Genomic DNA, 26,180 nt, shown 5'->3' with positions numbered 1-26,180 from the left:
ATTTTTCTATTGGAAGAGCTGTTTTGATATTTTTAAAAAATATCACATAATCTTATCGATTTCCATTTTTATATTATCAGATAATCCCCCAAATACAATTTGAAGACTATTTCCTTTTCTTAATATTCCACTAGCACCCAGATTTTTAAAATATGCATCTGATTTAATGAATTCTATTTGTTTTAGATTGATTCTTAGTCTTGATGCACATGCATCAAGATATGTAATATTATCTTTTCCCCCGAGACCTTCTAATACCTTTGAAGCAGTTTCTGATAAATTTGTTTTTTCCAAACTTATTTTATCTTTTTCCATTTCTTCATCTTCTCTTCCTATTGTTTTAAAATTGAATTTCATGATTGCAAATTTAAATATAAAGTAAAATCCAATAAAGTAGAAGATTCCCAAGATGGGAATTGCTATCCAATTTGTTTTGCTATTTCCCTGAAGTATCCCAAATAGAAACATATCTATAAATCCTCCAGAAAATGTTAGTCCAACTCCTACGTTTAAAAGATGTGTTAAAAGATACGCCAATCCAAAAAGGGGAACATATATAAAGTAATAAAGCGCTGGTGCTGCAAAAAGGAATGCAAATTCAAGAGGCTCTGTAATTCCTGTCAACATTGATGTAAAGCTGGCAGATAGTAGCAATGAAGCTACGTTTTTTCTGTTTTCAGGCTTTGATGTATGGTACATAGCAAGTGCAGCTCCAGGTAATCCAAAAATCATAACAACAAATTCTCCGCTGAAAAACCTTGTACCTTTTGCAACTTCAAAGTGTGTAGTATTGGGATCTGCAAGTTGCTTGAAGAATATATTTTGTGCTCCTGATATGAGTTCTCCATTTATTTCCAATGTTCCGCCAACAGCTGTTTGCCAAAATGGTAAATAAAATATATGGTGAAGTCCAAACGGAATTAAAGATCTTTTTATTGCTCCATATGCAAATGTTCCAAAAAGTCCCGATTGTTCCACAATTTTTCCAAATGAAGTCATTGCACTTTGGATAAAAGGCCAAACAAATGTTAAAAGTATTCCTACTGCAAACATTGTTATTGTGGTTATGATTGGCACAAATCTTGTACCTCCAAAAAATGCTAAAAATGTAGGTAATTGAATATTATGAAATCTGTTATGAAGAAAGACAGCAACAAATCCCGCTACTAATCCTCCCATTACGCTCATTTGAAGAGAGAATATTCCAAGTACATTTGTATATTCCTGACTTTTTGCAGTTGCAGCCGTTTCAGGCATTCCTAATTCCAATAGTGCCTTTAAGCTTGCGCTTTCTGGTGTTATTCCTTGTATGTACAAGATTCCATTTATAGTTTGATGCATAACCAAAAAGCCAACTACTCCTGCTAAAGCAGCTGTTCCTTTTTCTACTTTAGCAAGTCCAATTGGAATTGCTGCTGCAAACATTAAAGGAAGGTTAGCAAAAATAACTTCTCCTGTATATTTCATAAGATAAAGTATTGAGTTCGCTACAGTTCCTTTTCCAAGTACTTCTTCTAATCCATAAGCTTGAATCATTGTTTCGTTAGTAAATGCTCCTCCGATTCCCAATAAAATTCCGGCTGCTGGTAAAAGTGCTATAGGAAGCATAAAAGCTTTTCCTATTTTTTGTAATATTGTAAATATAGATATAGATGCGGATGATGTCGACATAATTTTCCCCTTTTTATTATGTATAAGTTAATTAATTAAAACAATTAATTTGAATAATACGCTTAATATCTTAACAAGATTTTTCAATCTTGTAAATATTAGCATTGAATAAATAACAATATATTAAATTGCTGTTTAATAAAATTTTGTATTTATAAAAAGTGTTAAAGATTATTTTCAATTTAATTTCATGCTATTTGCTAGCAATTATTTCAAATTAAATTTATGGCTTATTAAATTGGATTAATTCGGTTTAAAACGTTGTTGTCATGCTAATTGGTAATTAGCATGACAAAGTTAAATTCCGATTAAATATTTATAGATTTCGCTAGTTTTATCAGAGTAATCTATAGGTAATTTGTTATCGCTATCTCTGATATTTGGATTAGCGCCTTTTTTGATAAGTGATTGAATAAATTTCAATTCATATTTTTGAATTATGGCATTATGAAGAGCTGTTTGAGAATTTTGATTTGTTAAATTAATATTAAATTCTTTTGTTATGAAATAAGTTATAATACTTTTTGCTTTTACATTTATTGCATAGGTAAATATTGGATTGCCGTTAGAAAATATTGTGTTTAATGAAAAAATATTATTATTTTTTGCTAAAAATTCTTGAAACTCATCGAGTTTATCGTTTTTAGTTAAATTTTGTAGTTGCTTTTTTTTCTCAATATACAAACCATATTCTTTTTTGATTTTTATTGTCTTAAGAAAATTATCTTTATTCTCTTGCAAGTCTATGTAATAAGGGCTAGTTTCTATATTATTTTTATAATATTCTATGGGGGTGATGATATTGCTTTCATCAAGATAGTAAACGTTTATTAGTTCTTTGAAGTGTATATTTTTATTTTCTGGGATCAGATTAAATCTGACTTTGTAGCTTTCAAATTCTCTAAAGGGAATTAAATTGTAATTTTGATCGTAAAACAGTAATTCTGTTATTTGTCCGTTTGTATCTTTTGTAACAGGAATAATATTCCCATTCTCATCGATACTTATTTCTGTATTTTCTCCGTTTAGAATAGGTAATTTATATTTATTATAAATAGGAGTAATATTTTCTTTTATTTGTTCTAATTTTTTCTTAATTTCTGAATTTGTTGCTTTTGCATAATTTTTATAATTTGTTTGAATTTCATAAGAACTTTTACCGATGTTTTTAGCGTATTCCTCAAAACTAGCATTAAACACCGTATATATTGGATCAAATTTTGACATCAACTCCATTCTTATTGGTACTGGAAAATTTAGTAGGTACTTTTTAAAAAATTGTTCGTTTATCTTATGTATTTCAATAAATTCTTTTTCAAAATTATTGAAATTTTCCAATAATTGCTTTTCAGTAAAGTGATAAGATAAATTTGAGCTGATAACAAAAAGAGCAAAAAAAGTTACATAATATAGAAAGTATAAATTTTTTAATTTATCTCTGATTTTATTTCGTAAGTTTTTATTGAAAATTGTAAAAGATAGAAATCCAATAATAAGGTACCCAGAATATAGAAATATTTTGCTTAGCACATAATAGCTCATTTTATATCCTTTTAAAGTTTATTTTTAAATTATATCAAAATATTTCTATGTTTTTTATTTACTTTACTTTATTTTACTAAAAGCATACAATTAAAGCCTAAATGAAGAAGTTTTTAATTCCTGTTTATTTTTTATTGTTTTATAGTTGTTCAACGATTTCTTTGGTTGAAATACCAGAAAAAGATAAAATAGATTTAACTGTCTTAACATCTTTGATGTATTATCCTGATTTAAAGATTTCAAATTTTAAAATAAAAGATTATGAACATTTATATCGTTCATCTGACTTTGAAAGTTTGAATGATATTCAAAATAGTAATTATATTTATGTTGCTGAATCTAATTTTAATAGTAATATTAATTTTATTAAAGACCTTTTTATTTATAATAGAAAATTATATAGAATACTTATTGCTTATAGCTTGACTCAAGGAGCATCTTTTAAGGCAGAAGTTTTATCTTATCTTGAAAAACAAAAAATTATGGAAAATTTTTCATTGAAAATAAATTTTCCAACTGCTAAGAAATTTATGAATAATAAATATTGGATTGTAATTGCAAAAAATCATTTAGATTCCCTTATTAAGAGTAAAGATTACTTAGTTTTAGCTAATGTAAAAATGGAATACATACTCAAAAAGTTTTCAATTTAAAAAAAAAATTTACTCTAGATCTTCAAATATTCTTTTAAGTTGTTCTTTTTTTCCAAGTTCATATTTTTCCAAATCAAGAGCTATTGATTCTTTAATTTTATCTGTATTATGTATGTAAATGTTAGCTTCTATTTTTTGTTTTGTGTTTTTAATTTTTAAAAATTTTTTATTCTTTTTTATTTTGTCTATTTTGCTAAGATCATTAAGTATGCTTAATTTCAAATAAATTGTATTTTCGGTTACTTGAAATTCTTTTGCAATTGTTTTTTGAGAGCACTCTCTAAATTTATATTGAGATAATTTTAATTTCAATGTGGTTGTTGGAACTAAAATGTTTGTTGCAAATATATTGGCTTCTGTTACCATTTGGTTATCTTGAATGTCATTATAATAGTGATCATTTTTAGATAGATTTTTAATTTGATCTTGATGCATCAAATAATGTCCTAAGTACTTTGCTATTGTAAATCTTTTATTTTCAAGACTCATGTTTTCATTTATATATAAAGATTTTTCATTTAATTTAATATATCCTGAAAAATCTTTATGTTTATCTTGAAAACTTATTTCAAAAATTTTAAGATCTTCTTCCATAGCAATTTTTATTATAGGAACAGGAATAAGTAATATTTTATGTTTTGATATTATATAATCCGAATAGACTTTGGAATTTTCAATATAAGAGCTGAAGCTGTTTTTATTCATTCAATATAAATACTCTCCTTTCTGTATTGTATAATATAAGTTAATTATGAAATATAGTTTTTCTTTGATTTTAATGGTTTTTATTTGTTTTTCTTGCAAGATTTTAAATATTGCCGAGGATTTAGAAAAGAATTTTGAAAAAATTGAAAGAGCAGATTATTTTCTTTATTTTTATCCAGATAGTCAAATCTATATAAAAAAAGATAAATCTAGCAATAAATTTACTGTTTTTTTAAATGTTATGCTAGACTCAAATGTAAATTTTACTAACGGATATTTGAAATTAATTCAAGACAATAAATATATTGGAAGTATTGCCATTTCTAAAGTAGTTAGCATTGGAAATTTTAAGTTTTTATACGTTAATCTTGATAAAGACAATTTCACTCTTATGTCAAAAGCTTTAACTCCTTACAAAAAGCTAGTATTTTTATTTAACGATGATTCTTTTCAAGTTTGGACTAAGGATACTCTGCAATATGATCCAAGATTTATTGATGTTAATTTCAAGAATACTAAAAATACTTTAGAATATGCATTTAAAAATAAAATTTTATAAAAAAATTTACATATTATTGTCTGTTTTGCAAATTTTTAAAAAATATTTATTATTTTTTAATCCAATGTTTTTAATATTGTCTTGTTCTACAATATCTTTTGAAGGCATTCCTGAATTAAAAAAAGATTCCAAATATATCAAATTAATTAAAGAAAATAATAAAATTTCTTTAAGACATTATTTTACTATTTCTAATAAGTGGAATTTAAGGTACAAAGAACCTTTATTTTTAAAAGTTGGAAATGATATAATTGCATTATTTCTAGTTAATCGTTACAAGCTAATTGATTATAAATATCTTCAAACCTTTTTTAGCGTTGGAAAAGATATTTCTTTAAAAGCTTATTTAAAACTTATTAAAGCTAGAAAATTTGTTATTACAAATAGTTCTGAAAGGGTTATTAAAACTATTGTATTTTCGAACTTATCCGATAGTGAAAATATTCTTCTTCAGAACAATATGATTAATGATATTAAATAGATCTTTAAAAAAGAATTAAAGGGTTAAAAAGGTTGATTTTTATTGTTTAAAATATTTTAAACAATAAAAAAGGAAGGTTTTATGGTAGAATGTGTAAAAGATTTATTTTTTCAGTTTAAAAACAGTAATATTAATTATAAAAAGGAAATTTTCGCAGGCATTACTACTTTTTTAAGTATGTCATATATTATAGCTGTTAATCCAGCAATATTATCTAACACAGGCATGCCAATTGGTGCGCTAGTCACTGCAACCTGCCTTACCGCAGCATTCTCTACCATATTAATGGGACTTTATACTAACACACCTCTAGCATTAGCTTCCGGAATGAGTTTAAATGCATTTTTTGCATTTTCTGTAGTAATTGGAATGAATATTCCTTGGCAAGTTGCATTAACTGCTGTTTTTGTTGAGGGACTAATTTTTATTCTTCTATCCTTTTTAAGGGTAAGAGAGCAAATTATAAACTCTATTCCAATAAATCTAAAATACTCCATTTCAGTTGGAATAGGACTTTTTATTGCTTTTATTGGTTTTGTAAATGGTGGCATCATCATTAAAAATGATGCCACATTGGTTGGAATAGGATCATTTATTAACTTAAAAGTTCTATTTACATTTTTAGGATTATTTTTTATTGTAATTTTTGAACATATGAATGTGCGAGGAAGTATACTTTGGGCAATTAGTATGGTTACTCTTACAGCTTGGACATATGCAATATTTGATTTAGAAGGTGCAAAATCTATTGGAATACATCTTCCTAATGGGATTCTAAAATTTGAATCTATTAGCCCAATATTTAATCAATTAGATTTTTCCTATGTTTTTAGTGATCATTTTTGGACTTTTATATCAATAGTTTTTATTTTCTTGATCAATGATTTGTTTGACACTGTAGGTATTTTAATAAGCGTTACAACAAAAGGTGGCATGTTGGATAAAAACGGAAAAATTCCTAATGCAAAAAAAATATTATTAGTCGATGGTATTGCTACTACTGTTGGAGCAATAATGGGAGTTTCTACTGTTACTACTTATATTGAAAGTTTTACAGGAATTGCTGAGGGCGGCAAAACGGGCCTTACTTCAGTTGTAACCGGAGTATTATTTTTATTTGCAGTTTTTTTTGCTCCCCTGTTTATTGCCGTTCCTGCTAGTGCAACTGCTGCTGCACTAATATATGTAGGATTTTCAATGTGTAGAGAAATAATAAAAATTGATTTCTCTAATATTAGAGAAAATATTTCTAGCTTTTTAATATTTTTTTTAATTCCTCTAACTTATAGCATTTCTTCAGGATTTTTTGTTGGAGCAGTATTTTACATTTTAGTAAATTTATCATTTAATCTTTTTAGCAAAGAAAAGATTAAAATTTCTCCTATAATGATAATATTGTGCTTAATTTTTATTATTAAATTTATTTATGGCTATTGATGTTTTTATAAAATTTAATTTATCACCACATTTCACTAGCAGATCAAATTTAATAAATGGAGTTGGTGTTATTTTTGGTATAAAATAAAATTTGAGGAGCAATTTATGATGAATCAATCCAAAGAAACATTGTTATTTCAATTTAAAAACAACACTATAGACTATAAAAAAGAAATTATTGCGGGTATTACCACTTTTTTAAGTATGGCATACATAATAGCTGTTAATCCGGCAATATTATCTAGCACAGGCATGCCAATTGGTGCATTAGTTACTGCAACTTGCTTAACATCAGCATTTTCTAGTATATTAATGGGGCTTTATACTAATACCCCTATTGCACTAGCACCGGGCATGGGTCTTAATGCATTTTTTGCATTTTCTGTAGTAATTGGAATGAATATTCCTTGGCAAGTTGCATTGGCTGCTGTTTTTACTGAAGGACTGATTTTTATTGTACTTTCACTATCAAGAGCTAGAGAAAGTATTGCAAATTCCATACCTGTAAATTTAAAATACTCTATCACAGTTGGAATAGGGCTTTTTATTGCTTTTATCGGCTTTGTTAATGGAGGAATTATAATTAAAAATGATGCCACATTGGTTGGGATAGGATCATTCATTGACTTGAAAGTTTTATTTACATTTTTAGGATTATTTTTTATTGTAATTTTTGAACAAATGAATGTGCGAGGAAGTATACTTTGGGCAATTTGCTCAGTCACTGCCATAGCCTGGACATATGCGATCTTTAATCCAGAAGGCGCAGTTACTGCTGGAATCCGTTTTCCAGACGGAATTTTAAGATTCGAATCTATTAAACCAATATTTAATCAGTTGGATTTTTCCTACATATTAAGCAAACATTTTTGGAGCTTTATTACAATTGTGTTAGTCTTGCTGTTTAATGATTTATTCGATACTTTAGGCACCCTAATAGCAGTAGCAGCAAAAGGTAACATGTTAGATAAAAACGGAAAAATTCCTAATGTTGGTAAAATATTTTTAATTGATGCCATTGCTACTACTGTTGGAGCAATAATGGGAGTTTCAACTGTAACAGCATACATTGAAAGTTGCACAGGAATAGAAGAAGGTGGCAAAACGGGACTTACAACAATAGTAACGGGAATAATGTTCTTTATTGCAATATTTCTTTCACCATTGTTTATTGCTGTTCCTGCTAGTGCAACTGCTGCGGCACTGATATATGTAGGATTTTCAATGTGCAGAGAAATAATAAAAATTAATTTCTCCAATATAAGAGAAAATATTTCCAGTTTTTTAATACTTTTTTTAATTCCCTTAACATACAATATCTCTTCGGGAATAAGCATTGGAATAATATTTTATGTTTTAATAAACATAATACTTAATTTATTGGAAAATAAAAAAAATAAAATCTCACCAATAATGGTAATACTGTGCCTAATTTTTATTATTAAATTTATTTACGGTTATTAACTGATTCGCTATTTATAAAAAAAATTTAAAATTTGCAATTTCAACAAACTAAATTATAAAAAAAAGGTTTTTGGCATCAAAGCATTTCGCCTATTGAATAACTTTATAAAAACATAAAACCAAAGAAACTACTCATTATCTTTAAAATCATTTAATCCCCATTTAAAATGGATTTAAGAAATTTTTTAAAAAATATAAAAAAATAAAAGCCAAGAAAAATTCTTGACTCTATATTGACTTTATTTTTCCAGTTACTTTTTTAAAACAAAAAAATCTTATATATTGGTTTAATTAAGGTTTTTTTGGAGTTTCTGCCGCAACAGGGCTTGTAAGCTCTTTAACCGAATTGGTTAGTGCTTCTTGAGCTGATTTTGACAAGCTTTCTACTGATTTAAACAACTTTTCAAGTTCATCAGCGCCCTTATCTTTAGTCCCATTTGTTTTTAAAATAGCTTTTTTTGCATCCTCATCAGTAGCCTCATTTTTACCAAGGTCTGCGTTACTATCTTTTAGTTTTTTAGTAAAAGCTTCAGAACATTTCTTAGCCTCTTCAATTTTTTTATTTAATTCTTCTGAATTTTTCAATACACTCAATTTTTGTGTTATTAGGCTTGATATTGCATAAGCTCCTGCTAACAATGATCCATTCTTATTCGCTTCGGCAGCTAAATCATTGCCATTATGTATTTTTTTACCAATAGCTTTAGTAGCAAGTTCATCTATAGATGAAAGTAAAGCCTCAATTTCTTTAACGGCTAGTACAAATGCATTAGAATCTGTAATTTTTTTACTTATTTCTGTAAGATTAGGCCCTTTTACAGACTCATCAACAGGATTGGTAGTAGAACCATCTTTCCCTGAATTATTACAAGATATAAATAAAAATAAAGTCATTAATATTGCACTTAATGTATTCTTTTTCATTAATTTGTGCCTCCTTTTTATGAATTATTAGTCCAACAATTTTTCTTTTCAATTTTTTATATAAAAAAAATAATTTTTCAAGAGTCATATTTTAAATAGTTTTTCAATAAATTAACTTGAAAAACTTGAAAAATTATTTAAAATATGACGAACAAATAGTCTTAATTTGATTTCAAAATTGACAAAAGCAAAACCAAATATGCTATAATTAATTAAATGTGCTTTAATTTAATAAGAAAACCTTTACTTATTTTTAAGGACTTGTATGATAAATACTCGCGCAATACTAATATTAGATTTTGGATCTCAATATAGTCAGCTAATTGCAAGAAGAATTAGAGAAATTGGCGTTTATACAAAAGTAATGCCTTACTGTACCCCTTTAAAAGAAATTAAAAATATGAACATTGCGGGAATAATACTAAGTGGGAGTCCTGCCTCTGTTTATTTAAAAGAAGCCCCTACCTTGAACATGGAAATTTTTAATTTAAAAATACCTGTTTTAGGCATATGTTATGGAATGCAAATAATCGTTAAATTATTTGGGGGTATAGTATCTAAAGACCGCAAACAAGAATACGGAAGCTCTGAAATCTTTCTAAAAGATGAAAAATCTCTTTTATTTTCAGAACTTCCAAACAAATTTCAGATTATTATGAGCCATGGAGATAGCATTGAAAAAATTCCCAACAATTTCAAACAGTTAGCTTTTACAAAAAATTGTATTGCTTCCATATCGAATGAAACTCAAAAAATTTATGGCCTACAATTTCACCCAGAAGTAACTCATTCTGAATTTGGTGATCAAATACTTAAAAATTTTGTTTTTAAAATTTGTCAAGCTCAAACTAATTGGTCATTAGAAAGCAATATAGAAACCATTGTAGAAAAAATTAAGCTTAAAGTGGGTAATAAAAAAGTTATTTTGGGGCTTTCTGGTGGCACAGATTCTTTAGTTTGCGCGTTACTTATAAAAAAGGCAATAAAGGAAAATTTAATCTGTGTTTTTGTAAACACTGGATTACTGCGTAAAAATGAAGATAAAAAAATACTAGAATTAAAGCATCAATATGATCTAAATATAAAATACATTGACGCTTCTGCAAAATTCCTGAACCATTTAAAAAGTATAAGTGATCCTGAAGAAAAAAGAAAAATAATAGGAAAAGAATTTGTAAATATTTTTGAAAAAATTACTCTAGAAGATCAAAATATAGAATATTTAGCTCAAGGAACAATTTATTCTGATGTAATTGAATCTAAATCAAAAAATAATGATTCTTCAAAAATTAAATCTCACCACAACGTAGGTGGACTTCCAGATAAAATGCGTTTAAAACTTTTAGAACCCTTGAATGAATTTTTTAAAGATGAAATAATTCAAATCGGAATAAATCTAGGAATTAAAAAAGAAGCTCTTTATAGACACCCATTTCCAGGTCCAGGACTTGCCATAAGAATAATTGGAGAAATAACACAAGAGAAGATCAATATCTTGCAAGAAGCAGATAATATTCTCACAGAAGAGCTTTTTATAAATAATTTATATTATGAAATAAGACAAGCATTTGTTGTATTACTGCCTGTCAAATCTGTAGGTGTAATGGGGGATCAAAGGACATACGAATATACAGCTGTCATTAGATGTGTAAATACTCAAGACTTCATGACTGCGGAATGGACTGAACTTCCTTATAATTTTTTAAAAAAAGTTTCTTCAAGAATAATTAATGAAGTTAGGGGTATAAATAGAGTTTGTTACGATATATCTTCTAAGCCTCCATCAACCATAGAATGGGAATAATAAAAACAACAAAAAGGAAACTTTATGACAAACAAGATAATAAAAGAAGCTTTAACTTTTGATGATGTGTCTCTAATTCCAAGAAAATCCTCTGTATTACCTAGTGAAGTTAGCTTAAAAACACAATTGACAAAAAACATAACTTTAAATATACCATTTTTAAGCGCAGCTATGGATACTGTTACAGAAAGTCAAATGGCAATAGCTATTGCTAAAGAAGGAGGAATAGGAATTATACATAAAAATATGTCAATAGAAGATCAAAAAAAAGAAATAGAAAAAGTAAAAACATATAAAGTCCAAAAAACTATTAACACCAATAAGGATACAAAGGAACAAGCAAACAAAATACTTCTAACCAAACAACATTTAAAAGAACCCGAGATATACAAAAATGCAGAACATAAAGAAGATTTTCCTAATGCATGTAAAGATTTAAATAATAGACTAAGGGTAGGAGCTGCTGTTTCCATTGATATTGATACTGCAGAACGAGTTGAAGAGCTTGTAAAGGCACATGTAGATCTACTTGTCATAGACTCTGCCCACGGACATTCTACAAGAATAATAGACCTTGTCAGAACAATTAAAAACAAATATCCAAACTTGGATCTTATTGCTGGCAACATAGTAACTAAAGAAGCCGCATTAGATTTAATCAACGCAGGAGCAGACTGTTTAAAAGTAGGAATAGGTCCGGGTAGTATATGCACAACAAGAATAGTTGCAGGGGTTGGTGTTCCCCAAATAACAGCAATCTGCGATGTTTATGAAGTTTGCAAAAACACAAATATTTGCATTATATCAGATGGCGGAATTAGGTTTTCAGGAGACGTGGTTAAAGCTATTGCAGCAGGAGCTGATAGCGTAATGATAGGTAATCTTTTTGCAGGCACAAAAGAATCTCCTTCAGAAGAAATAATTTATAATGGAAAAAAATTTAAATCTTACGTTGGAATGGGCTCTATTTCTGCTATGAAAAGAGGTTCTAAATCAAGATATTTTCAACTTGAAAACAGCGAGCCTAAAAAATTAGTCCCTGAAGGAATTGAAGGTATGGTGCCGTATTCTGGGAAACTAAAAGATATTTTGACGCAACTAAAAGGTGGATTAATGTCTGGAATGGGTTATTTAGGAGCAATCACAATATCTGATTTAAAAATAAATTCTAAGTTTGTAAAAATAAGTCATTCTTCATTAAAAGAATCCCATCCTCACGATGTTTTTGACATACCATAAGAACGTAAAAATATTAATCAAATTAAATAACTACCATCTTTTAAAGATTAAAATATTGCATCCTCCTTTTGAAGGAATAACAACATTGATAAGAGAGGAATAATGAAAAACAGAACAATATCATCTGTTTTTGCAATATTTTTTCTAGCATTAATACACTCAGCATTTACCCTATTGAAAAATAATAACTCTAAAATAATAAAATTAATAAGAAATGAATTTTTATTTTAAGAATTCATTTCTTATTTTTGTTTATAGCTAACTCAAAAGATCTAGCTATAAACAATAAATTATTGAACTGGCTTTATTTCAGATAAATCAAATCTCTCCGAAACATTTGGTTCCCAACCTTTCCACTTATCATTCCTAAAAAGATAACTAGAAGAAGCTATATTAATAAATATAGCTGGAAAATCTCTTTCGATTATTATCGCCTCTGCTTTTTTTAAAATTTCCTGTCTTTCAAAAATATTTCTTTCATGGTCTGATTTTATTAAAAGTTCATCGTATTCAGAATTTGAATATCCATAGGATGAAAAAGCTGTATTTTCGGTTTTAAAAATGTTTAAGAATGTCATGGGATCAGCATAATCTCCTGACCATCCCGCCCTTATTATTTCATAATTACCATTTACCCTGCTATTTATATATGTTGACCATTCTTCATTTTCAAGCTGGACATTAATATTTAAATTTTTCTTCCACTGATTTTGAATAAATTCAGCAATTTTTCTTTGTATATCATTTATATTATACTTTACTTTCAATAAAGGGAAATTTTTACCATTAGGATATCCTGCGCTCATCAAAAGCTCGTTAGCCATTTTAGCATCAAATAAGCTTAAATTACTTTCGTAAGAGTAATCAATATAATTTGGCGTTGCTCTTCTTGTAGGAATAGAACCATCATTAAGAACGCTCTCTGTTAAAGTTTTTCTATCAATAGCAAAAGATAGAGCCTTCCTAACTTCAACATTGTCAAGTGGTTTTACTTTGGTATTTAAAGAATAAAAATAAGTTACATTAGTACCTGATGAGTAATAATCATCTCTAAGTTTAAGATCTTTAATTAAATCTGGTGGAACATTATTAAAAATTGCATCTAATTCATCATTTAAATACATGTTATAAGCTGTAATGCTATTATCTGTGACAAAAAATACAATGTTGTCAAGAGCAACATCTTCAGATTTATAATATTTATTGTTCTTTTCAAGAACAACCTTTTCATTCAAAACTCTAGATTTTAATTTGAAAGGACCACTAACAACCATATTTTCAGGATTTGTCCAATTCTGTCCATACTTTTCAATAACGTGCACCGGTACAGGAATAAATGTTTGATGTACCAACATATCAAGAAAGTATGGCTTTGGAGATTTTAGCGTTATTTCTAAAGTTTTCTCATCAAGAGCTTTAATTCCAAGATCAGACTCATTCACTTTACCATCAAAGTATTCTTCTGCATTTTTTATAGTAGACTTAATCATGTTAACAAGAGATGAACCGGTTTCTTTGTCTAAAACTCTAAGGTAAGATTTTCTTATTCCCTCAGCAGTAATAGCAACTCCATCGCTCCAAACAAGATTGTCTCTTAAATGAAACGTATAAACTGCTCCTTCATCAGAAATATCCCAACTTTCAGCAAGTCCTGGCCTGTATCCCCCAGTTCTGGGATCTCCATCTAAAATGCCGAGAAACATTTGACTTGCAATATTTGATCCAACAGTATCGTTTATCAATTGAGCATCTAAAGTAGCAGGTTCACTTCCAATATTTAGTTTAAACACCAATTTGCTTCCATCATTTTCATTAACACAAGAAATAAATAAGATTACATTGAGAAATAACAAAGCTTTTAATTTTTTTATCAATATTTTCATATCAGCATCCTTACAAGTTTTTATAAATTCAAATTTTTGCCTATATTTTATTATATATGAAATGTGATTTCACATTAACATTATTAAAAGCATTTGCCTATTCTTAAAAAAACATTTATATTTTATTCCTTATTAAAAAGAAAATATACTACATTTCGATTTTCAATCTTTATATGGGTATATTCCAATTGTTTTAATGATTATAATCATTATTAAATTATAGAAAAATAGTTTTTAAATTTTATATTTAATAATTCCTTTCTGGAAATAAAAGTTCTTTATAGCAATTTTGTTGCTATAAAAGCAATATACTGCAATACTAAACAAAAATCTTAACCAAAAAGCCTTAAAAACAAGGACTCAAAAATTAAAACCAACCTTTTATTTATTAAAACTAGCTTTGCGAGTATTTTTAAAATACTCGCAATATTGATGAAAAAACATTAAATAGTTTGGAAAACAAATTTTATGAATCTATTTTTCCAAAAAAATTATGTTAAAAAATAATGATTAATTTATTAAAATTGTTTGCAATGATCTAATAAAAAATATATTATTATGTTCATTAATCTATAATTTTTTTACCAAAGGAGAGGAATATGGAATTATATCGAGATCAATTAAAATTTTTAAAATTGTTGGTATTTTTTTTATTAATATCTTGCACTTCCTTAAACGTTGAGCATGATCAATTTGGAAAAACATTTAGAATATACCAAAGTTTAAACAAAAATGCAGAACTTAAAGGGATTTTTAATTATAAAACGGGAATAACTAAAATAGTTTTATATACAAAGTTTAGGAACCATAGTATAGCAGAGCATACGCCTTTATTGCTACCAGATGGAACTAGAATTGAAGGAAAAATAAGTCACAAAAGAGATAATAACCATTTTTTTGGAAATTGGATTAATTATTCCTCATTTGTTTTGTCCAAGTCTTTATTAGAAAGGATGGTAAAAGAAGAAGATGCTTCCTATAAAAACGATGAAATTAAAATTAAGATTGGATTAGAAGATTTAAGCTTGAAAAAATATAAAATTTTGGATTTCTTAGTAATGATTGAATCAATTGAAAACAAAGAATATAAAAATTGATTTTTATGATCTTTATTGATTTTTTATTTCCTATTTAGAACAAGTATTTTTTGAAAAATAAAGTTTATATAAAAGATATATAAGTTCTATATTAATAATTTGTGAAAATGACAAAGGCTACCGCAAGGTAGCCAACTTATTATTCTAATCAAACAACAAGAGCGAGACATTGCATCTCAATCTATATAGACTATTATATAGTATTTTATTTTTTTGTAAAGTGTTTTTGAAACATTTTTTATGTGTAGCTCTATTTTATAGATTTAGAATATTATTTTTTATTTCTTAAATTGTCATATTTATTTTTAATATTTTCAAGTAATTTTTGATTGTCATAATATAACTCTTTTAACAAGAAACTTACAAAGTTAGTATTTGATTTATAAAAATCAAAGCTTTTTTCGTCTTCAATTTTTATTCTAAAGGATTTATTTAACATACTCTTTGGATTAGCTATAATACTATTATTTTCTAAAATTTGCATAGCGTAATATATTCCTTTTTGTAAAATTAGTTCATAATTAATTTTACCACTGTCAATTCCTATTGCTAGTTTTATATATCTATAAACAGTAGTTTTTGCAATATTATAATCTTTTATGAAATGACCAAAGCTTTTATATTTGTCAATAACGTAATATTTATTATCATTAATTTCTTTTAAAATTCGGGCCGTTTCGATTTTATTATAAGATTCCTCTTTTATCAAAATTTGTAGTTTTTCTTTTAATTTTAAATATCTGGATTCTCTGGTTTTTTTAATTTCATTTTCATTGAGTTCAACCCTTTTAACAATTTCTATTTTTTTATTTAATTTCATTGGTTATTTTTACTCCATTGTATACTTTCAAATTAGTTCCATATGGAACTGCTAGTTCCATATGGAACTAATTTGAAAGTATACTTAAAAAATTTTCAAGCACACTTTCGTAAGCTTTATAATAATCTTCATTTGGATTAAAGTCTTCTCTATAAAAAATAGCTTTACGTAAATTATCCCTTTTGGGTATACTTCCTAAGAATCTATCTTTATATTCACATTCAATAAACTTTTTAAGTTCTTTATCAATATTTTGTCTTTCAATAAATTTGGTTATCAAATAAAATGTTGGCAAGTCCTTTCTAAAAAGATCGTGAAGTCTACTGGTTATTAAATCTAAACTTTCAATTGCCCATTGATCTGTTGGTAAAGGTATAATTAAATGATCTGTGATTATCAAGCTATTATTGAGCAAACTTCCTAATGTAGGTGCTGTATCCATTATAATGTAGTTATATCTATTTTGAATAAAACTTAAAAAAATTTTTAGTAAATTTTCCTTTAATGAGATATTTTCTTCATTAAACTTGCTTAAGTTTATATGACTTGCTATGAAATCGGTATTGCTATTTATTTTAATTATAGAATTTTCTATATCTATTTCTTTTTTAAGAACTTTGTAAATATTAATGTCTTTTAAGCTAAGATTATTTTCTCTTATAATATTAATATAGAAACTTGTGCTACTTGCTTGTGGATCTAAATCTATCAATAATATTTTGTTATTATTATTTTTTTTGGAAAGTATGTTTGTAAACATTAATGCTGTTGTACTTTTTCCTACTCCTCCTTTTATTGATGCTATGGTTATTATTTTTGGTTTTTTTTCATCCAATTTAATATTCCTTTATTGCTTTCATATTTTTTACTATAAAACTTATGTATTTCTTCTTCAATTTTTAAAGTTCTTTCTAAAAGAGATTTATAAAAAGTTTTATTTTTATTTTTATTTTTGGTTAGTATATATAGACTTCTTAAGTAACAAAAAACACTTCCTTTTTTAAATTTGAATTCCATATAAAATATTTTTTTTAATCTTATAGTTTTTTTTTCTCCTTTTTCTGAGTAATTTATTATGAATGGTTTTGAAAGGTTTATAAAGCCATAAAAAATTCCTAAGAATTTGTCATTTTCTTTTATTGAAAATAAATGAAAGCTTTCGTATTTTTTATTGTTGAAGATGTTTCTGAAACATAGCCAAAATTTTCCTTTTTTGGGCTTTGCTTCAAAATTATTTATCATACTAAAGATTTTAGTATGATAAATAATTTTGTTTTCTAATCTTTCGATTTTGTTAAAAAATTTTCTTTTAGGTTCTTTATTTTTCATTGGTTTTTTTATACTTTATTTTTTGATTTTTTATAAGATTTCTCATTAATACAATTGCATTTTTTATATTATTTGATTTGTGAATTTGGTTTTCGTGTTCAAATTTTTCTTTTTTTTTTATTTTGTTTTTATTTTTAAATTCTATTATCAAGTCATTAAAATCTGTATATTTAAAGTTTTTTGCCATAAACCATATTTTTTTTTTCTTTCTTTCCAAATTCTTTTTGAAGAATTTTATTACTTTTGTTTCTTCATATTGATATAATTCTTCCATAAAATCTTTTAAGTTCCATAATGAATTTTTGTAGCTTGTTGTGTTTTCTGTGATTTTTTTTATTTCTTCTAAATTTATTTCTTTTGATTTTTTTTTAATTTCTTTTTCCAGGAAGTTTATGGTTTTTTTTATGTTTTGTTTTTTACAGAAATATTCAGAATTCTTGTAATTTTTACTTATATTGTTACTTAATAGATGTGAATTTATTTGATATGAAATTTTGTATTTTTGAGATTCTTCTATTATTTTGATTTTTTCTAGTTCCTTGTTTTTTGATTTCTCATGTTTAATTCTTTTATTCATAAAATATTCGGTACTAATAATTTTTTTTGCTAATTTCTCAAGGGCTTTATTTATTGTGTAGTAAGTAAAGCTACCATTGTTTTTTCCAAGTGGATTGAAATGACTTTTAATTAATCCCAAATTTTCAAAAATTTTTATATCGTTTTGTATTGTTCTTTTAGTAACCTTTTTAAAACCTTTTTTCTCCAATATAGAATTTGTCATTACTACAACATTGCTTAGAGAGTATTTTTTTCTTGATATAAAGTAGTTAGCGCTTAGTTTTTGAATGACCCAAAATATTTTCAATCTTCTGTCTACTACTTTATTAAAAGGCGTCTTATTAGTTGTTAATTGATACATTTTAAGCTCCTATCGTTTGATCTTTTATTGCATTAAGCATTGCAATAAATAATAATACACTTATTAAGAAAAGTAAAGTTTTATTGTTGAATTTACAATCAAGCAGTAAAGATTCAATAAGTTAAAATTTATGTCTGCTTGATTGTAAATTCTTTATACAATGATCCACTTCTTTTAAGAATTTTAGAAGAAGTGGTTTGTATATTTCAAATATAAATTCACCTTTTTCTCCGTAAGATTTTAATTTTAAAGTAATACCCTTTTCAATGTTTTTTGTCAGCTCGATTATCTTTTGTGGACTTAATACTATATTTAATGTTTCTTTTATTGTTTTTGAATCCTTTAAAGTTCTCATGGGAGGCTCAATTTTTAATTTTCTATCATTTTCATCATAAATAGAATTTAGAAAGCGTAATTGATCAGAGTATAAGCTTAAATTTAAAAACAGAATATTTAAATTTTCGTAGGGGTAATAATTTGCTATAATAAATGCTTCGTAAGTTTCTAAGGGGGTATTCGATTTTTCAAATAATTTTGGAATTTGCATGCTATAGATATAATAATCTTCTATATCATTATATTCTGTTTTAAGCTCTGTTTTTTCAATTTCAATTTTTCTATTATCAATACGTTTTTGCAATATGCTTTTAGATATTTTAGTTTCTTTATCAAAATCTGTTAAATATTCTAAAATATGCTTCTTGTTGAATTTTGTGCTATGCGATACATTCCAATTGTCCTGAAAGTCGATGTTAATGTATTTTCCTATACTTTTATCATAAATGTGGGTTAATAGATCTCTTGAATTAGTTAGTGAAATACTAATAATGCTTTTATTAAAGCTGGATTGTACTTTAAGTTCTGCTTTATATTCTAAGTAATTAATTTTTTCTTCATTTATCAAAATACTTTCAGGATTTATTTGTAGTCCTTTTTTTCCTATATAAATATTGACTTTAAAATTTTCTTTTTCTGTTAAGGGGTTATATATTCCCACAATAGATATTTTATCATCATAATTTCTGCTTATTATTGAGTCTTCTTGAAATTTTAGTTTTCCTAATTTATGACTTGTATCATGTAGATTGAAATTACCATTTGAAATGGATTTGCAACCTAAAATTAATAATAAGGAAATATTTTTAAGGTATTTCATTTTTTATTCCTTAAGTGATTCTATATAAATGTAATTCTAGTGCAATAATTATATTCTTTTTGATTTTAATTATTAAAGAATTTGTTATACTTTTTATGTAAGTTTTTAATTAATATTAGTATATTTTATGAGTAAATCTTAAATGAAAAAAAAAATAATTTTCTTTTTACCTTTATTCTTTTTTTTATTTTCATGCAATATTAGTGCATCTTCAGTTTTTATTAAATCTTTAGATGAAGCAATGAAAATTGAGATTGATTTATATGAATCGTTGGGAAATGGTAAATTTAAAACAGGCACTCATACTAAGGATTATTTTAATTCTATTAAAGATATTAGTTCTTATTCTTATTTTTTTATTTTAGATAAATTTAATAATAATATTATAATGAAATTGGCTTTAAGTTCTAAAAAAGCAAGTTTGTTAACCTATGATTTTGTTATTTTTTTTGATCATAAATTTAAATTAACAATTTCTAATTTAAATTCAAATGAACCTGAATTTAACGTTATTAATAGTTTTAACAAAGAAATTGTTTTTAATTTGGATGATATAAAAGCTATTAATTTGGACTTTGAACTTAAGAATTATATTGAGGATCTCAACTCTGCTACTAATGAATTTATATATTTTCTTGACAGTTCTAGAAATTTTGATTTAAAAGAATCTTACATTACTATTTATTATTATGTCCTTAAATCAATTGAAAAATTTTTACAATAAATAAACCTTTATTAGGATATTTATTTGGTTTCTATTATTTTGAATTTTTCCCAAGGTTCTATTTTTTCAAGCAGATATATTTCGTCATTGACTATTTTACCAACTATGTTTATAAGGCCATTGTTTGGGGTATCTTTTAGTGCTATTTGAAGTTCTCCTGCATAACCTAAATATTCTGAAGAGTCTATTAAGATGTCTCCCTTTTTGATTTCATTTGGGGAATGAACAGGAAATTTTTTATTATTGTAGTACATTCTTGGCATAGTTGATCGAATTCTATAAGAATTAATATCTCCTCTATTAAAATGTAAATTTTCAAGTATTATTTCTCTTTCCACTGAAGTTGCTTTTGGATTTAATTCTGCTTTGAGCTCTAAAACATTTCTGTTTACTTTTGAGACTTTTTTTAGTTCCGTTTCACTTGGAAAACAATTAGAAATTAGGACAGTGTCTATGCCTTCTTTGAAAAGATCTTTTGCCTGTGTTTCTATATCTTTAAATCTGTGTGATTCTAGTGTAGGAACACCTTCTTTTTCTTTTCCTCGTGCACATTCTTCTGCATTGCTAGAGCTAATAAATGCAGCTGTTGGAATTGAATAATGTTTAAATATTTTTGTTGTTTCTTTAAAGAAGGTTCTTGAAAGTCCTGTATATTTGTGGGGATAAAAATTGTGACATCCAAGCAAATTTTGTATATTAGGTTTAAAATACATTATTGTATCAATATGTTTATTTATATTACTTATGTTAAGCTGAATCTTAAGGTCAGAATCGTTAAAAGTCATCAATGACTCTTCAATACCCGTAAATGTGTTGTCTAATCTAATTGCCCAAGCACCAAGTTTTTTAAAATAATCTAGTTTTGGACAATTTCTAAGATTTGAAAGATCGATTTCCAATTCTTTGAAGATTTTGGGGCTTATATCAATAATAGGTTTCATTCCGTTCTTGTTTGCAATGTTGAGTAATTCTTTGAACATATCAAATTCATTTCCGTTAATATAGAGCAAAGAGGTAAATACTTGAGTAAATCCAAAATGAGCACTTTTCTCAAGATATTCGATAATTTTATTTTTAGGGCTTACATTAGGGTATATGGATATTCCAATTTCTTTCATTTTAACCTTCTTCAAAAAGAACTTTTATTCTTAAGTGCATTAATTGCGAGTTGCAATACTTTTCCCCCATTCATTGTTCCATAATCGATCGTGTTAATTATTTCAATTGGAATTCCTTTTGGTTTTGTGATTTCTTCAAGTCTGTTTTTATTGAATCTTGACTGTGGTGCAAGTAAAACGACATCGAAGCGGTCAATAACTTCACCAAGTCGTGTTTCAGCAATAGCTTCAATTTTTGCATTTATATTGTTTGCTTTGGCATATTTTTCAATTCTTTGCACCAGCATACTTGTGGACATTCCAGCTCCACATACAAGTAATATGTTCATATTCTTTCCTATTTTTTTAGTTCATTTATTATTTTGTAAACATTGATTAATTCTTCAAAAATGCTTAATTCTGAAATTGCAGACATTAAATGATCTTCAGCATGAATTAAAATAAAAGGTGTTTTAACAGAGTTTGGATTAGTGGCTGATTGTTGTACTATTTCTCTATGTGTCTCATGAGCTTTTGCAATAGAGTTTCTACTTTCTTGTATAGTAAGATCTGCTTTTTCATAGTCTTTGTTTTTAGCGTATTCCAAAGCTTCTCTTAGAAAGCTTTTAGCTTCACCGGAGTAAGCTACAACAGGCATGCTTATTTTATCTATTAATTCTTCTACACTATATATTTTTTTATTCATATATAAAATATACTCCTTTTATTTATAAATTAATAATTAACATTGTTTAATATATATTATATTATATAATATATATTATTTATTTAAAATAAATAATATAAAGATTTTGATATAATTGGTATTAATTAAATTATATTATTAATTGATGTTATAGGTTGTTAATATAATTTTAAATTAGTTTTTATTGGAGGATGGTTTTTATGAATTTTCAAGATTTTATTGAAACTACTTTAGTTCCTATTGCTAGTAAAATTGGTTCAAATAAATATTTAATTGCTTTAAGAGATGGTTTTACTTTTTCTATGCCCTTTTTGATAGTTGGTTCTTTTATTTTGCTTTTAGTTAATTTGCCCTTTACAGATTCTGGAACATTATTATATCAACAGTGGTATGTTGATATAATGGCCAAATATAAAGGAAATCTTGTTCAGCCATTTTATGTAAGTATGGGTATTATGTCCATATTTGTTGTTTTTGGTATTGGTTACAACTTATCTAATCATTACAAACTTAGTGGGATTACGGGGGGATTCCTGTCTCTTTATACATTTTTAATTTTAGCTGGTCAATCAGATTGGATACCTTACGGGGGGGATTCTGCTAAATGGGGAATTCAGCCTAATGCGTGGTTTCCTGTAATTGATGCAAGATATTTTAGTGCTCAAGGAGTATTTACAGCTATTATCTCTGCTATTTTTTCTGTTGAAGTTTATAAATTTTTAGTTCAAAGAAATATGGCAATTAAACTTCCAGAGTCTGTTCCGCCTGCTGTTTTAAAATCTTTTGAAGCTTTAGTTCCTGTTATTGTACTTTCAATTGTAGCTCAAAGTGTTAATATTGCTATTCAAAGTTCTGTAGGAAGCCTTTTCCCCGAAATAATTATGAACATGTTTAGGCCCGTTCTGCGAATTAGCGATACTTTAGTTGGGACTTTAACGATTTCTTTCATTGTTCATATGTTGTGGTTTTGTGGTCTTCATGGTACCAATGTTATTATTGCCTTGCTTAATCCTATAATTCTGACAAATCTTGATTCTAATATTAGAGCTCTTTCTGACAATCTTCCACTTCCTCATATTTTAGCGGGGGGATTTCTTGATTCGTTTGTGTACATTGGTGGTAGTGGCGCAACTTTAGGCCTTGTTATTGCTATGATGTTTAGTAAATCTCAGCATCTAAAGGCCATAGGTAGACTTTCGTTTGCTCCTGGTCTTTTTAATATCAATGAACCTATTATGTTTGGGGCACCAATAGTTTTAAATCCCATATTAGGTATTCCTTTTTTATTTATTCCTATATTTAATATAATTGTTGCATATACTCTTACTAATTTTGGAATTATTGAAAAAGTCAGAACTCTGGTTCCATGGACAACCCCTTCCCCTATTGCGGCTTTTTTTTCTACAGGGCTTGATATTAAAGCTTTTGTTTTGGTTTTATTATTATTAATTATTTCGGTATTTATGTATTTACCCTTTATAAAGGCATATGATAAGGTTTTGCTTTTACAGGAAAAAGAATAGTAAATTTTTTGAATTGTTATTGCAAAACTTGTGATGAAAATACCAGAGAGCTATTTGTAGATAGCTCTTTTTTAGGCAATAAAAAATTTATTTAAAATTTTTTATTGCCTAGTATGAATAAACATCATCAAAGATGATGTTTATTCAGTAAATTACAATATTGCATAATTTAACTGAATAAATAGGTATGTTTTTAGAAAGTCAGTAATTTTTTACTTAGTTAAAAATTTTAAACTTGGTATAATTAAATTAACATGCCTCCAAAAGTGAAGATAAAAAATGATTTTGAAATATTTAGAAAAGAATTAGAAATTCTATATAATAGATATCTCAGTAATGAGCTTTCGTATTTAAAATTGAAAGAAAAAATAAAAATTCTTGCAGAAAATCACAAAGCTATTCTTTTTAGAAAAGATAAATTTACCAATCGTTCAATAATATTAAATCTTTCGAAAACCCGTAAAATAATTAAAGAATATATTAATCTTTCGGTAATTGAAAAGATTAAAAGAGACAATACTTTTTTATTTTTTTGGAAATCAAAAAAAATAAAAGAATTAAAAAATATAGGAATTAAAGACCAGAAAAAAATAGAAGAGTTAATATTTTTAAATCAAATTAATAATGAGAAGCCCTATTTTCAATATTTTATAGATTTGTTTATAACTCCAAAATGGTTAAATGATTATGCTCATAAATATAAAATTGAAAAAATTAATAATTATAGAAAAGAACAGATATTTGTTAAAATTAATTTAAATACCTATATTGAAATAATTAAGCTTTTGCTAAATCAAAGCCGAGACATTAGGTTAAAATTTTATGGGGTTTTAATGGCAATAGGTCGTCGTCCTGTTGAAGTAATGAAGCTTTCTCAATTTTATATTGCAGATAAAAATCATATTCGTATGGAGGTTATTGCAAAAAAGCGAGAAAATAATATTATTAATGAAGTTGTTTTTCCAGTTTTTGCAGATCCCGAATTAATTATTAATTCTATAAAAGAAATACGCTATATGGAGCAAACTGAGAATCTGACTAAAGAGTTAATCTCTTCAAATCTTGCATACAGTTATAATAGATTGTTTCGTCAAATTTTTAACAACATTTTTGCTCCCGAAGAATCTGTATATTTTTGCAGAGCTATTTATTGTAAATTTTCTTATCTTGCATTTGCGCCCAAAAACATGGAAATGAATTATTGGATAACAAAGGTTTTAGGACACGAGCCAAATGATATAACAACAGCCTTTCATTATAATCGGTATGTTTTAGATAATTTAGATGATAAGGCAGATAGCAACTTATTAAAATTGCTTAATCAAAGAATTTATACATATGTTAGACGTAAAGCCACCTATTCTATTCTTACAATGGATCGTTTAGAAAGTTTGATAAAAGAACATCGTATTTTTGATGATAATTATATTAAAACTTTGATTGTAATTAAAAATTTGATGTTGAAGGATAATTTAGAAACTTTAGCAATGGTTAGAGGATTAAATGTTAAAATTCGCAAAGCTTTTAAAGCTACATACGGATACAATTATAACTACATAAAACTTACAGAATACTTATCTATAATTTTTAATTATAAATTATAGTTTTTGCTTATTTGAATTTTAGTTATTGTTAATACATTAATAAAATATTAGGAAATATTTTATTAATAAGATATCATATAATTGATATGAAAATAGGTCTTCGTTATTTCTTTAAAAAAATTTCAAAATCTAATGACAATAGAACGATTTATATTTCTTATCTTTATGATAAACTGGCTTCAGTTAAGCCAGCAGGAGATTGGCTTAAAATTTATTTTAAAGATTCCAAAAGAGGTAAAAAATATTTTATTCTTTTTAATAGGCATGGTTCAAATGGTAGTTTTATTTCATGTAAATTTTTAAAAACATCTTGTAATTGTGGGCTTGATATTAAATTTTCTGATGGCAATTTGAATATCTTTTGTAGAAACAGGAAATCTTTAGAATTTCTGAAGTTTAAAGTTGAGCATTTTTTTAGATCTGCTGCTTTTTATTCTAAGAATAACAATTCTGGTGTGAGCAATGTTAAATTAAGGACTAAAAAAGTTAAGGCATTTGTCAAACAAGAAGTACGTTCTAATAATAAATTTTAAAGTTATTAAATTGAAAAGGATAGTTTTCATCTAAAGGTTTTTTTTCAATATTTTCAATATTTGAATGCCCATTCCCATTTTTTAATAGTTTTTCAAATTTTTTTATTTGTTCTTTAGTGTTAAAGAAAGCTACAATTTCTACCCTCCCATCGTTTAGATTTTTTACAAATCCTTTTAACCCTATATTATTTGCTATTTGCTCTGTGAAAAATCTGAAACCAATACCTTGGATTTTGCCAGAAATAAAATATTGCTGTTTATACATTATCACCTTCTTTGCATAGAATCTACCCAATAGAAAAATTTCAAA

Annotated in this window: 27 protein-coding genes; 13 read left to right on the top strand and 14 right to left on the bottom strand. The window is 26.3% G+C overall.

Features of this window, described 5'->3' with window-relative positions:
- Positions 1–42: 42 nt before the first annotated feature.
- Together QIA21_RS00135 and QIA21_RS00130 are read right to left on the bottom strand one after the other, a co-directional pair.
- Positions 43–1,671, bottom strand: a complete 1,629-nt coding sequence (locus QIA21_RS00135) for a PTS transporter subunit EIIC (RefSeq protein ID WP_301392604.1) — start codon at positions 1,669–1,671, stop codon at positions 43–45.
- Between the two features lie 297 nt (positions 1,672–1,968).
- Positions 1,969–3,213 (bottom strand): ankyrin repeat domain-containing protein, encoded by a 1,245-nt coding sequence (locus QIA21_RS00130; protein ID WP_301392603.1) that lies wholly within the window; start codon positions 3,211–3,213, stop codon positions 1,969–1,971.
- Between the two features lie 101 nt (positions 3,214–3,314).
- On the opposite strand from QIA21_RS00130, the gene QIA21_RS00125 reads away from it, so the two are divergent.
- Positions 3,315–3,866, top strand: coding sequence for a hypothetical protein (locus QIA21_RS00125; protein ID WP_091973607.1), 552 nt, complete (start codon positions 3,315–3,317; stop codon positions 3,864–3,866).
- 9 nt (positions 3,867–3,875) lie between these two features.
- Here the strand turns inward: QIA21_RS00125 and QIA21_RS00120 are convergent, their stop codons facing one another.
- Positions 3,876–4,571 (bottom strand): ImmA/IrrE family metallo-endopeptidase, encoded by a 696-nt coding sequence (locus QIA21_RS00120; RefSeq protein ID WP_301392601.1) that lies wholly within the window; start codon positions 4,569–4,571, stop codon positions 3,876–3,878.
- A 46-nt stretch (positions 4,572–4,617) separates the two neighbouring features.
- Between QIA21_RS00120 and QIA21_RS00115 the strand changes: the two genes are divergently transcribed.
- The 4 genes from QIA21_RS00115 to QIA21_RS00100 all read left to right on the top strand — a co-directional run bounded on the left by QIA21_RS00115 (position 4,618) and on the right by QIA21_RS00100 (position 8,512).
- Positions 4,618–5,130, top strand: coding sequence for a hypothetical protein (locus QIA21_RS00115; protein WP_200780519.1), 513 nt, complete (start codon positions 4,618–4,620; stop codon positions 5,128–5,130).
- A complete protein-coding gene (locus QIA21_RS00110) occupies positions 5,105–5,611 on the top strand; it encodes a hypothetical protein (RefSeq protein WP_091973602.1) in 507 nt (168 codons plus the stop codon). The genes QIA21_RS00115 and QIA21_RS00110 overlap by 26 nt, the downstream gene beginning before the upstream one ends.
- An 81-nt stretch (positions 5,612–5,692) precedes the next feature.
- Complete coding sequence (locus tag QIA21_RS00105) at positions 5,693–7,048, top strand: NCS2 family permease (protein WP_301392598.1); 1,356 nt, start codon at positions 5,693–5,695, stop codon at positions 7,046–7,048.
- Positions 7,049–7,156: 108 nt separating this feature from the next.
- Positions 7,157–8,512 (top strand): NCS2 family permease, encoded by a 1,356-nt coding sequence (locus tag QIA21_RS00100; RefSeq protein WP_301392597.1) that lies wholly within the window; start codon positions 7,157–7,159, stop codon positions 8,510–8,512.
- Positions 8,513–8,803: 291 nt separating this feature from the next.
- Here QIA21_RS00100 and ospC read toward each other — a convergent pair whose 3' ends face one another.
- Positions 8,804–9,436 (bottom strand): outer surface protein OspC, encoded by a 633-nt coding sequence (gene ospC, locus QIA21_RS00095; RefSeq protein ID WP_301392595.1) that lies wholly within the window; start codon positions 9,434–9,436, stop codon positions 8,804–8,806.
- A gap of 268 nt (positions 9,437–9,704) precedes the next feature.
- On the opposite strand from ospC, the gene guaA reads away from it, so the two are divergent.
- The 3 genes from guaA (at position 9,705) to QIA21_RS00080 (ending at position 12,710) form a co-directional block, all read left to right on the top strand.
- Positions 9,705–11,240 (top strand): glutamine-hydrolyzing GMP synthase, encoded by a 1,536-nt coding sequence (guaA, locus tag QIA21_RS00090; RefSeq protein ID WP_418905514.1) that lies wholly within the window; start codon positions 9,705–9,707, stop codon positions 11,238–11,240.
- Between the two features lie 24 nt (positions 11,241–11,264).
- Entirely contained in the window at positions 11,265–12,479 is a 1,215-nt protein-coding gene (gene guaB, locus QIA21_RS00085; protein WP_301392593.1) for an inosine-5'-monophosphate dehydrogenase, read from the top strand.
- 102 nt (positions 12,480–12,581) lie between these two features.
- On the top strand, positions 12,582–12,710 hold the full coding sequence (locus tag QIA21_RS00080) for a hypothetical protein (protein ID WP_301392591.1): 129 nt from the start codon (positions 12,582–12,584) through the stop codon (positions 12,708–12,710).
- A gap of 59 nt (positions 12,711–12,769) precedes the next feature.
- Here the strand turns inward: QIA21_RS00080 and QIA21_RS00075 are convergent, their stop codons facing one another.
- Positions 12,770–14,362 carry a peptide ABC transporter substrate-binding protein gene (locus QIA21_RS00075; RefSeq protein ID WP_301392626.1) on the bottom strand — a complete coding sequence of 531 codons (1,593 nt, stop codon included), beginning with the start codon at positions 14,360–14,362 and terminating at the stop codon, positions 12,770–12,772.
- 599 nt (positions 14,363–14,961) lie between these two features.
- Here QIA21_RS00075 and QIA21_RS00070 point away from each other — a divergent pair.
- Positions 14,962–15,459, top strand: a complete 498-nt coding sequence (locus QIA21_RS00070; RefSeq protein ID WP_301392625.1) for an oligopeptide permease-like protein — start codon at positions 14,962–14,964, stop codon at positions 15,457–15,459.
- 271 nt (positions 15,460–15,730) lie between these two features.
- Here the strand turns inward: QIA21_RS00070 and QIA21_RS00065 are convergent, their stop codons facing one another.
- The 5 genes from QIA21_RS00065 to QIA21_RS00045 form a co-directional block, all read right to left on the bottom strand.
- Positions 15,731–16,279, bottom strand: coding sequence for a chromosome replication/partitioning protein (locus QIA21_RS00065; RefSeq protein ID WP_301392624.1), 549 nt, complete (start codon positions 16,277–16,279; stop codon positions 15,731–15,733).
- A 67-nt stretch (positions 16,280–16,346) separates the two neighbouring features.
- Complete coding sequence (locus QIA21_RS00060; RefSeq protein ID WP_301392623.1) at positions 16,347–17,114, bottom strand: ParA family protein; 768 nt, start codon at positions 17,112–17,114, stop codon at positions 16,347–16,349.
- Positions 17,090–17,608: a DUF226 domain-containing protein gene (locus QIA21_RS00055; protein ID WP_301392622.1), complete on the bottom strand. Its 519-nt coding sequence runs from the start codon at positions 17,606–17,608 to the stop codon at positions 17,090–17,092. The genes QIA21_RS00060 and QIA21_RS00055 overlap by 25 nt, the downstream gene beginning before the upstream one ends.
- The gene (locus tag QIA21_RS00050; RefSeq protein ID WP_301392620.1) at positions 17,598–18,527 is read right to left on the bottom strand and encodes a plasmid maintenance protein; all 930 of its coding nucleotides are present in this window, start codon (positions 18,525–18,527) and stop codon (positions 17,598–17,600) included. Before QIA21_RS00050 ends, QIA21_RS00055 begins: the two co-directional genes overlap by 11 nt.
- Before the next feature lie 121 nt (positions 18,528–18,648).
- Entirely contained in the window at positions 18,649–19,683 is a 1,035-nt protein-coding gene (locus QIA21_RS00045; protein ID WP_301392618.1) for a hypothetical protein, read from the bottom strand.
- Positions 19,684–19,825: 142 nt separating this feature from the next.
- On the opposite strand from QIA21_RS00045, the gene QIA21_RS00040 reads away from it, so the two are divergent.
- Positions 19,826–20,407 (top strand): hypothetical protein, encoded by a 582-nt coding sequence (locus QIA21_RS00040; protein ID WP_301392617.1) that lies wholly within the window; start codon positions 19,826–19,828, stop codon positions 20,405–20,407.
- Positions 20,408–20,427: 20 nt separating this feature from the next.
- Here QIA21_RS00040 and QIA21_RS00035 read toward each other — a convergent pair whose 3' ends face one another.
- The 3 genes from QIA21_RS00035 to QIA21_RS00025 are packed head-to-tail and all read right to left on the bottom strand — an operon-like array spanning position 20,428 to position 22,210.
- Positions 20,428–21,525 carry an alpha3-beta1 integrin-binding protein gene (locus QIA21_RS00035; RefSeq protein ID WP_301392615.1) on the bottom strand — a complete coding sequence of 366 codons (1,098 nt, stop codon included), beginning with the start codon at positions 21,523–21,525 and terminating at the stop codon, positions 20,428–20,430.
- Positions 21,526–21,536: 11 nt separating this feature from the next.
- Complete coding sequence (locus QIA21_RS00030) at positions 21,537–21,854, bottom strand: PTS sugar transporter subunit IIB (protein ID WP_091973559.1); 318 nt, start codon at positions 21,852–21,854, stop codon at positions 21,537–21,539.
- An 8-nt stretch (positions 21,855–21,862) separates the two neighbouring features.
- Positions 21,863–22,210, bottom strand: a complete 348-nt coding sequence (locus tag QIA21_RS00025; RefSeq protein ID WP_301392613.1) for a PTS sugar transporter subunit IIA — start codon at positions 22,208–22,210, stop codon at positions 21,863–21,865.
- 200 nt (positions 22,211–22,410) lie between these two features.
- On the opposite strand from QIA21_RS00025, the gene celB reads away from it, so the two are divergent.
- From celB to QIA21_RS00010, 3 genes are all read left to right on the top strand, one after another.
- Positions 22,411–23,733: a PTS cellobiose transporter subunit IIC gene (celB, locus tag QIA21_RS00020; protein ID WP_301392611.1), complete on the top strand. Its 1,323-nt coding sequence runs from the start codon at positions 22,411–22,413 to the stop codon at positions 23,731–23,733.
- Positions 23,734–23,987: 254 nt separating this feature from the next.
- Complete coding sequence (resT, locus tag QIA21_RS00015; RefSeq protein WP_301392609.1) at positions 23,988–25,337, top strand: telomere resolvase ResT; 1,350 nt, start codon at positions 23,988–23,990, stop codon at positions 25,335–25,337.
- Between the two features lie 86 nt (positions 25,338–25,423).
- Complete coding sequence (locus QIA21_RS00010) at positions 25,424–25,870, top strand: hypothetical protein (RefSeq protein WP_301392608.1); 447 nt, start codon at positions 25,424–25,426, stop codon at positions 25,868–25,870.
- Here the strand turns inward: QIA21_RS00010 and QIA21_RS00005 are convergent.
- Positions 25,854–26,135, bottom strand: a complete 282-nt coding sequence (locus QIA21_RS00005; protein WP_301392606.1) for an acylphosphatase — start codon at positions 26,133–26,135, stop codon at positions 25,854–25,856. The genes QIA21_RS00010 and QIA21_RS00005 overlap by 17 nt on opposite strands.
- Positions 26,136–26,180: the final 45 nt, after the last annotated feature.

The sequence above is a fragment of the Borreliella japonica genome (genome assembly GCF_030438115.2).
Lineage (GTDB): Bacteria > Spirochaetota > Spirochaetia > Borreliales > Borreliaceae > Borreliella > Borreliella japonica.
Note: the sequence above shows the minus strand (reverse complement) of the source record. Positions and strands in the feature narration are given on the sequence as shown.